This is a genomic window from Amycolatopsis sp. NPDC059021, from assembly GCF_042739895.1.
Classification (GTDB): Bacteria; Actinomycetota; Actinomycetes; order Mycobacteriales; family Pseudonocardiaceae; genus Amycolatopsis.
This window is the reverse complement of record NZ_JBHYIQ010000042.1, coordinates 69,467-77,690: the sequence shown is the minus strand read 5'-3', so window position 1 is coordinate 77,690 and position 8,224 is coordinate 69,467. Positions and strand designations below refer to the sequence as shown.

The following is an 8,224-nucleotide window of genomic DNA, read 5'->3' as shown; positions in this document are numbered from 1 at the left end:
AACTCAACCCCCCACCCCCCCCCGGCGAAACAAGCGCGGGGGCCCCCGAGCCCGTCCCGCCCCCCTTCGGGGGTCCTCCCGCCCTCAAGGTGGCCTTACCGGCACTTGAAGTCCTGGGTGGCTGCGGGGATTTCTGGTGTGGGCAGGGGGAAGGGCGCCGGGGGACGCCCGTGTCGCACCGGGCCACGCCAGGCAGGGGCATTCACGGCAACGCGGCGGGAGAAAAGCCTGAAGGGGCCTCCCGCGCCTCGCAGGGAGGTGCGGGAGGCCCCTTCGGGCGTTCAAGCGGTTCAGGCGGGCGAGCCGGCCTGGTCCGAGAGCATGCGCAGGGCGTTGACGAGACCGCCGACCAGGTCGCCCTCCTTGAAGGAGGCGACCATGCTGGCGACCGCGAGCTTCGCGCCACGGTCCGGCAGCCGCAGGTACGCGTGCGTGCCGGTGACGATCTCGATGAGGCGCTCCGCGGGCGACACCGCGATCAGGACGGCGTTGGCCGGGTCGGGCGTGCCCGAGTGGAGCTTCTCCGCGCCCGCGCGGCTGTCCTCACCGAGCTCGCCGAGGTAGATGCTGAAGTCGAGGCCGGTCTCCCGGCTGGCGAAGGTCAGCGCCTCGTCGAGCCGGGCCAGCTGCTTGGTCGTGAATGGGCCTTTCGGAGCAGCCGGTTCGTACATTTTGGCTGCCGAAAGGCGCCCACTGGAGGTAATGGCCTCCCCGTAGGCGAGTTCTCGTTCGGCGACGCCGGCGCTGGGCGCGTGCGTCAGTTCACCAGCTGCCACGAGCGCCTCCCGCAGCGGTCGGGGCGCCGTCGGCGGGCGCCGCGTTGTCCGCACCGGTGTGCCGGTGCGCGGTGCCGACCCCGTCGGGGTTGGCACTCCACCACATGGCCGGGTACTCCCACGGCTGCCCCGGCCGGTACCGGGGGGTACCGGCGAACTTGGTCCGCAGGGTGGCCAGGCCGACCACTCCGTAGATGGCCAAGGGGATCACCGCGAAGACCAGGATCGTCTCGACAAGGTTCACGCCGGTGAGCGTATCGGATGGGCATCCCGGCCACCCGCTCACCGCGCCCGTGATGAGACGGACCGCTCATCGTCCCGCGGACGCCGTCCGCCGCTTGCCGTGCCCGGACTGGAACGTTGGGGCGAAGCACGTCGGGCCGAAAGATGGCAACTCACCGTACAGGCGGCCGCACCGGGCGCGTTCGTCTTGTCGGCCCCTTGAAATCCTCGTAGCTTTTTCACCTGTACGGGCCTTGCGCCCCGCTTCCCAGCCCCCAGCAGGTAACGCACCGGTCCCAGGAGGCCACGTCATGCAGAGCGTCCAGCCCCCCGCACAGGCGATCACCGAGGCCGTTTGGTCACCCAGCGACGTTGAATTCCAGCCCGGGACGCGTGTGACGTCCGGCACAAGGGTTACGCGGGGTACTCGGGTCACTCGCGGTACCCGCGTCACGGCGGGCACGCGGGTGACCATGGGCACCCGCGTCACGCGAGGCACCCGCGTGACCCGCGGGACCCGGGTCACGGCGGGCACGCGCGTCACCCGGGGCACCAGGGTCACCCGCGGCACGCGCGTCACGATGGGGACCAGGGTCACCGCGGGCACCAGGGTCACCATGGGCACCCGCGTCACCTGCGGCACCCGCGTCACGCGGGGCACGAGGGTCACCCGCGGCACGCGCGTCACGGCGGGCACGCGCGTCACGGCGGGCACGCGCGTCACGATGGGCACGCGCGTCACCTGCCAGAGCGCCTACGCGCTCGCCGCCTGAGCAGCGCCGCGTCACAGGTCATCGGCTCGCCCCGGCCGCCGAACAGGCAGCCGGGGCGCCGACGCGCGTGAACGAGCCGCGAAGAAGACCTACGCGGCGGACCCGAGATAGGGCCGCCACAGCGGGTCGGCCTCCTTGGAGTGGGCGAGCAGCCGCCAGTGCGGACCGTGCGGCGCCCTCGGCACCACCCGCAGCCGCCAGCCGATCTCCGAGAGCAGCCGGTCGGCCTTGCGGTGATTGCACTTGGCGCAGCAGGCCACGCAGTTCTGCCAGCTGTGGGGCCCGCCCCTGCTGCGCGGGACGACGTGGTCGATCGTCTCGGCCCGGCCACCGCAGTAGGCGCAGCGGTACCGGTCGCGGTGCATCAGCCCGGCGCGCGTGAGCGGTACCTGGGCCCGGTAGGGTACCCGGACGTAGTTGCTCAGCCGGATCACCGAGGGCACGGGCAGCGAAACGGTCGCGGCGTGCAGTTCGACGCCCGCCGGGTCGCCGTGCACCACTTCGGCCTTGCCACACATGACAAGCACCACAGCGCGCCGCAGCGGCAGCGCGGTGAGTGGCTCGAAAGTGGCGTTGAGCAGCAGAACCCGGCGGCGGCCCCAGGCCGGGGCCGCGGATTCGCGGCCCCTACGCTGGCCGGGTGGTCTGGAGACACCCCCGGGACGTGTCCCCGGCCCGCTCGGGGCGGTTCCGCCGGCTGCGGAACTCCCGGAACAAGCACGCAGGGCCACCTCCGGCGCCGGCCCGGCCATGGCTTGGCCGTGCGCGCCGAGGGGGATGGGTTGTCGGTCTGGCACTCGACCACCTCCACGGGGTGCAGGCATAGTCGACCACACATCCGCCCCTCAGCGCACGTGTGTTAGAAGACGTGTCACATCCGCGCGACCCGACATCAACCCGAGGTTGGCCGGGTCGTGCCGAACGAAAGGTCGAGCTCTCCCCGTGAACCCCCTGTTCAGGGAACCGCCAGCGTGCATCAAGGACCCGGGCACCTGGTGCGGTCAGGTCTACAAGGTCACGCACAACGAATGGCTCGCGGGCTCCGCGGGCTGGCTTGTCACCAAACCACTGCAGATCCTGCTGGCCGTGGTGATCGCCGTCGCGGTGAACTGGGTCGTCCGCCGGATGATCAACCGGATCACGACCCTGCCCAGCGGCGGGAAGCTGCCCGCGTTGCTGCGCCCGCTGCGCGAACGCGCGCCGGAGATGCTCGGTCCGGTGATCATCGAACGACGGCGCCAGCGGGCCGCGACCATCGGCTCGGTGCTGAAATCACTCGCCGGCTTCATCATCTACGGGCTGGCCACCCTGCAGGTGCTCAGCGTGCTGGGGTTCGACCTCGGGCCGCTCATCACGTCCGCGGGCATCGTGGGTGTCGCGCTCGGTTTCGGCGCGCAGAACCTGGTCAAGGACTTCCTGTCCGGGATGTTCATGATGATCGAGGACCAGTACGGCGTGGGTGACGTCGTCGACGTGGGCGAGGCGAGCGGCACCGTGGAGGCGGTCGGCCTCCGCGTGACGACCTTGCGTGACCTCAAGGGCACGGTCTGGTACGTCCGCAACGGCGAGGTGCAGCGGGTCGGCAACTCCAGCCAGGGCTTCGCGGTCGCCGTGGTCGACGTGCCGCTCAGCTACTCCGCCGACGTCGAGCGTGCGACGACCGTGCTCTCCCAGGCCGCGGTCGCCGTCACCGAGAGCGAAGCGCTCGCGGACAAGGTGCTGGAGCCGCCGGAGATGCTCGGTGTGGAAAGTGTCACACCGGAGGGCATCCAGCTGCGGCTCACGGTCAAGGTGCGGCCAGGGAAGCAGTGGGCGGTGCAGCGGGCGCTGCGCGCGCAACTGCTCGCGGCGCTGGAGGACGCGGGATTCGAGCCGCCGCTGGGCCGGTTCCTGTCCACCCCGAACAACGACAAGTGAGCGGGGAGCACAATGGAGGAGTGTCAGCTGTGAGCGGTCCGGAACCGGCGAACCTCTACGAGGCGGTGGGCGGGGAACCGACCTTCCGCCGAATCGTCGCGCGGTTCTACGCCGAGGTGGCCGAGGACGAGATCCTGCGCCCGCTCTACCCGGAGGAGGACCTCGGCCCCGCCGAGGAGCGGTTCCGGCTGTTCCTCATGCAGTACTGGGGCGGCCCGCACACCTACTCCGACCGGCGCGGGCACCCCCGGCTGCGGATGCGGCACGCGCCGTTCAAGATCGGGCCGATCGAGCGGGACGCGTGGCTGCGCTGCATCAAGATCGCCGTGGACGAGGAGAACCTCGAGGAGCCGTACCGGCAGCAGTTGTGGGCTTACCTGGAAATGGCGGCGCACAGCATGATGAACAGCTTCGTGTGATGAGACCGCCGCGCGAACGCCGCGGCCGGGACGGGCACGGCGAGAGACGGGCGGCCTGGTGGCGGGACGCCGTCTTCTACCAGGTGTACGTGCGGTCCTTCGCCGACTCCGACGGCGACGGCGTCGGCGATCTGGAAGGCATCCGGAGCAAGCTCGGCTACCTCGAGCTGCTGGGGGTCGACGCGCTGTGGCTGACGCCGTTCTACCGCTCCCCCATGGCCGACCACGGCTACGACATCGCCGATCCCCGCGACGTCGACCCGATGTTCGGCACGCTCGGCGATTTCGACGTGCTGCTCACCGAAGCGCACAAACGCGGGATCAAGGTCACCGTCGACGTCGTGCCCAACCACACCAGCAACACGCACGCGTGGTTCAAGGCCGCCATGGCGGCGGGGCCGGGCAGCCCGGAACGGGACCGCTATGTCTTCCGCGACGGGCTCGGCCCCCGTGGCGACGAACCGCCCAACAACTGGGTCAGCGCCTTCGGCGGCCCGGCGTGGACGCGAGTTCCGGACGGGCAGTGGTACCTGCATCTGTTCTCGCCGCAGCAGCCGGACCTGAACTGGACGAACCCGGACGTGGCCGCGGATCTGGAGCGGACGCTGCGGTTCTGGCTGGACCACGGTGTCGACGGATTCCGCATCGACGTCGCGCACGGAATGGCCAAACCGCCGGGGCTGCCCGACATGGATCCGCGCGCGGGCTCGTTGATGGTGGGCTCGTCCGACGGCTACTACGATCCGCGGTTCGACAACGACCGTGTCCACGAGATCCACCAGATGATCCGGAAGGTGCTCGACCAGTACCCGGACGCGGTGTCCACCGGCGAGATCTGGGTGACCGACGAGACCCGCCTCGCCCGGTACCTGCGCCCCGGCGAACTGCATCTGGCGTTCAACTTCCGATTGGTGCTCACGCATTTCGACGCCGACGCGATGCGCACCGCGATCGAACGCTCCCTGGCCGTCCCGGCCGCCGTGGGCGCGCCCGCCACCTGGACGCTGGGCAACCACGACGTCTGGCGCCCGGTCAGCCGGTACGGCGGCGGTGCGCAGGGCGTCCGGCGGGCGCGGGCGATGGCACTGGTGCAGCTGGCGCTGCCCGGCGTCGTCTACCTGTACAACGGCGACGAGCTCGGACTGGCCAATGTGGACATTCCGGAGGAGGCGCTCGCCGATCCGCGCGCGAAGACCAGCGGCCCGGAGTTCGGGCGCGACGCCTCCCGCGTCCCGCTGCCGTGGGAGGGCGAGCTGCCGCCGTTCGGCTTCTCCCGCAATCCGCGCACCTGGCTGCCGATGCCCGCCGACTGGGCCGGGATCACGGTGGAGAAACAGATCGAGGACGAGCACTCGACGCTGTCGCTGTACCGGCACGCGCTGGAACTGCGCAAGCGGCATCCGGCGTTCGGCGGCGGCACCCGCGACGGCCTCGACTGGTACGGCGCTCCTGCGGGCTGTTTCGCGTTCCGCCGCCGCGAAGGCGGATTGGTCTGCGCGCTGAACACCTCGGCGAGCCCGATCACCCTCCCGCCCGGCGAGGTCCTGCTCTCCAGCGTCCCGTTGGTGGACGGGAAACTGCCGCCCGACGCGGCCGCGTGGCTGGTCTGAACCACCCTCAGTGCCGCAAGAGTTCCTGCCCCGCTCCGCGGGCTTTGACGCCGATCGCCCGTAGCGCCGCCCAGATGCCGACCTGGTTGGCCGTGATGATCGGCTTGCCGATTCGCTGTTCCAGCGGAGCGATCAGATCGTAGGTCGGCAGGAGCGTGCAGCTGACGAAGATCGCGTCGGCGTCCGGATGGTCGCCGCCGGAGATCAGATCGGCCGTCGTCGCGTAGTCGACAGCGCCGATCACGCGGGATTCGAGGCCGAGCCCGCGGCTGCTGAGCACGTCGATACCGGCCTCGATCAGGAAAGCGACGAGCCTGTCCGCGATCGGGTCCACGTAAGGGTGCACGACCGCGATTCTTCGCGCGCCCAAGACGCCGAGCGCCTCGAGTACCCCGCCCGAAGTCGTGACCGCGCTCGGCGCGCCGGCGTCGGTCATGGCCGTGCGGAGAGCATGTTCGCGCTCGACGCCGCCCACGAAACTTCCCGCCGTACAGCAGTAGAGCACCACTGGCGCGCTGATCGGCACCCGCGCGACTTCGCGAGTCGGGCGGGTCAGCATCGCCGGATCGTTGAGGCGCGACACGAGCTCGAAGCTGTCGGCCAGCGATACCGCGTCGGTCCTGGACACGTAGAGCGAAACGTCCGGTGGCGCCCATCGCCACAGTTCGCGGTCGCGGGTGAAGTCGAAGGAGGCGACGACCCCCACCGCCGTCTGCGGGACGGGCCCGGCCGGGATCATTCGTCTTCCTGGGGATCGACGCCGTCGGGGCGCTGGGGCATCCGGGGAAAGATCAGATAGCGCATGGGTCGATGGTCACCCGGGCCTGCCACGGAGGTCCAACACCTGTTCCGCGGCGATTCACGCGCCCCGGCGGTGAATCTGCTAGACACCTGGGTGTGCCCGAAGACCTGGACATCCGGCTGCTGCGGCACTTCATCGCGGTCGCGGAGGAGCTGCATTTCAGCCGCGCCGCGCAACGGCTGTTCATCGCCCAGCAGGCGCTCAGCCGCGACATCCGGCGGCTCGAGGCCAAGATCGGCGTCCCGTTGTTCGACCGGAGCACCCGCCGGGTCGCGCTCACGCCCCATGGCGTCACTTTGCTGTCCCGGGCCCGCGAACTCGTCGCGCTGCACGACACCACTGTTCGGGAGCTGCGTGAGGAAACCGCGGCGCTGACCGTCGACGTCGTGGGCCCGGAGCTCACACCGGCGGCGGTGCTGGCGGAAGCACGCAGACAGGCGCCGGAACTGGAGTTCTTCGGCCGGTTCCACACCGGTGACGAGCCCGCTGCCACGCTGCTGCAGAGCGGCAGGCTCGACGTCACGTTCGGCCGGGTGCCGAGCCTCCCCGACGGGCTGCGGCAGCGGCCGGTACGGTACGAACCTCTCGCGGTGCTCATCCCCGAACGCCACCGGCTGGCGGCGATGGACGCGGTGCCCGTGACGGCATTACGCGACACCGTTCCGTGCTATCGCGCCGGTGATCACGTGACACCGGGCTGGGAGCACGCGATCGACCTGCTGCTCACCACGTTCGGCATTACATCGACGGCCCGGCATCCGCACCTCCGAGGGCCCGGCGAACTCGCCGAGCACGTCCGGCTCCGCGACTACCCGGTCCTGACCATGATCACCCAGCCGCCCGTGCCGGGAGCCGTGCTCCTGCCGCTGGTGGACCCGGTCCCCGTCTTCCCCTGGACGATGATCTACCGCCCCTATCCGCACCATCCCGGCCTGGCGGCGCTCCACCGCGCCGTCGACGACCTGGCCGGGGCACAGGGCTGGCATTCGCTGCCCGGGAACGCCTGGTCGCCGGATCCGGGCACACTCCCTCAGCCGCCTTCCGGCGATCGCCTCGCGCGATAATGAGCGCCATGAAGACCGATGACCGGCCCGCGCCACCGCTGCGCGGGAACGAACGCGAGATGCTGCGCGGCTTTCTCGACTTCCACCGCGCCACGCTGGCCATGAAGTGCGACGGACTGTCCGATGAGGACCTGCGACGGCAGTCGATGCCGCCGTCGACGCTGTCGCTGCTGGGGCTGGTGCGGCATATGGCCGAGGTGGAGCGGACGTGGTTCCGCCGGGTCATCAACGCCGAGGACCTCCCGTTCGTCTGGTCGGACAAGCAGGACTACCAGGAGGCCTACGACGCGACGAACGCGACGCGCTCGGAGGCGTTCGCGGCGTGGCAGGCCGAGGTCGAGCACTCCCGGCGGATCGAGCGCGAGGCCGAATCCCTCGACGTGCTCGGGCACCAGCCACGCTGGGGCGAGGACGTCTCGCTGCGGCTGGTGATGCTGCACCTGATCCACGAGTACGCCCGGCACAACGGCCACGCCGATTTCCTGCGCGAGGGAATCGACGGGACCGTCGGCACCTGAGCCGAGCTGAAGGGGACTTTCGTCTCGTAAGACGCGCTGAAGGGGGGGGGTGGGTGGGTGGAAAAGCGGGCGTAATCGGTGAAACAAACAAAACAAAAAAAAAAAACGCAAGCCGGAAGGGGC

General features: G+C 70.3%; 10 protein-coding genes. 6 read left to right on the top strand and 4 right to left on the bottom strand.

The annotated features are described in order from the left end of the window. Window positions 1-290 precede the first annotated feature (290 nt). Window positions 291-776 carry a DUF5130 family protein gene (locus ACFWX1_RS24415; RefSeq protein WP_378390923.1) on the bottom strand — a complete coding sequence of 162 codons (486 nt, stop codon included), beginning with the start codon at window positions 774-776 and terminating at the stop codon, window positions 291-293. Continuing rightward, window positions 763-1,020 carry a hypothetical protein gene (locus ACFWX1_RS24410; protein ID WP_378390921.1) on the bottom strand — a complete coding sequence of 86 codons (258 nt, stop codon included), beginning with the start codon at window positions 1,018-1,020 and terminating at the stop codon, window positions 763-765. The genes ACFWX1_RS24415 and ACFWX1_RS24410 overlap by 14 nt, the downstream gene beginning before the upstream one ends. A gap of 481 nt (window positions 1,021-1,501) precedes the next feature. Here ACFWX1_RS24410 and ACFWX1_RS24405 point away from each other — a divergent pair, with 481 nt between their 5' ends. Beyond that, window positions 1,502-1,771, top strand: coding sequence for a hypothetical protein (locus ACFWX1_RS24405; RefSeq protein ID WP_378390919.1), 270 nt, complete (start codon window positions 1,502-1,504; stop codon window positions 1,769-1,771). A gap of 89 nt (window positions 1,772-1,860) precedes the next feature. Here the strand turns inward: ACFWX1_RS24405 and ACFWX1_RS24400 are convergent, their stop codons facing one another. Further along, complete coding sequence (locus ACFWX1_RS24400; protein WP_378390931.1) at window positions 1,861-2,355, bottom strand: HNH endonuclease; 495 nt, start codon at window positions 2,353-2,355, stop codon at window positions 1,861-1,863. A gap of 358 nt (window positions 2,356-2,713) precedes the next feature. Here ACFWX1_RS24400 and ACFWX1_RS24395 point away from each other — a divergent pair, with 358 nt between their 5' ends. Genes ACFWX1_RS24395 through ACFWX1_RS24385 form a run of 3 tightly spaced genes read left to right on the top strand, consistent with a single transcriptional unit; the run spans window position 2,714 to window position 5,717 of the window. Then, entirely contained in the window at window positions 2,714-3,688 is a 975-nt protein-coding gene (locus ACFWX1_RS24395; RefSeq protein ID WP_378390917.1) for a mechanosensitive ion channel family protein, read from the top strand. 29 nt (window positions 3,689-3,717) lie between these two features. After that, the gene (locus ACFWX1_RS24390) at window positions 3,718-4,107 is read left to right on the top strand and encodes a globin (protein WP_378390915.1); all 390 of its coding nucleotides are present in this window, start codon (window positions 3,718-3,720) and stop codon (window positions 4,105-4,107) included. Further along, window positions 4,107-5,717 (top strand): glycoside hydrolase family 13 protein, encoded by a 1,611-nt coding sequence (locus tag ACFWX1_RS24385; protein WP_378390913.1) that lies wholly within the window; start codon window positions 4,107-4,109, stop codon window positions 5,715-5,717. Before ACFWX1_RS24390 ends, ACFWX1_RS24385 begins: the two co-directional genes overlap by 1 nt. A gap of 7 nt (window positions 5,718-5,724) precedes the next feature. Here the strand turns inward: ACFWX1_RS24385 and ACFWX1_RS24380 are convergent, their stop codons facing one another. Then, the gene (locus ACFWX1_RS24380) at window positions 5,725-6,456 is read right to left on the bottom strand and encodes an Asp/Glu racemase (RefSeq protein WP_378390911.1); all 732 of its coding nucleotides are present in this window, start codon (window positions 6,454-6,456) and stop codon (window positions 5,725-5,727) included. A gap of 158 nt (window positions 6,457-6,614) precedes the next feature. Here ACFWX1_RS24380 and ACFWX1_RS24375 point away from each other — a divergent pair, with 158 nt between their 5' ends. After that, complete coding sequence (locus ACFWX1_RS24375; protein ID WP_378390909.1) at window positions 6,615-7,583, top strand: LysR family transcriptional regulator; 969 nt, start codon at window positions 6,615-6,617, stop codon at window positions 7,581-7,583. A gap of 8 nt (window positions 7,584-7,591) precedes the next feature. Continuing rightward, entirely contained in the window at window positions 7,592-8,101 is a 510-nt protein-coding gene (locus tag ACFWX1_RS24370; RefSeq protein WP_378390907.1) for a DinB family protein, read from the top strand. Window positions 8,102-8,224 lie beyond the last annotated feature (123 nt).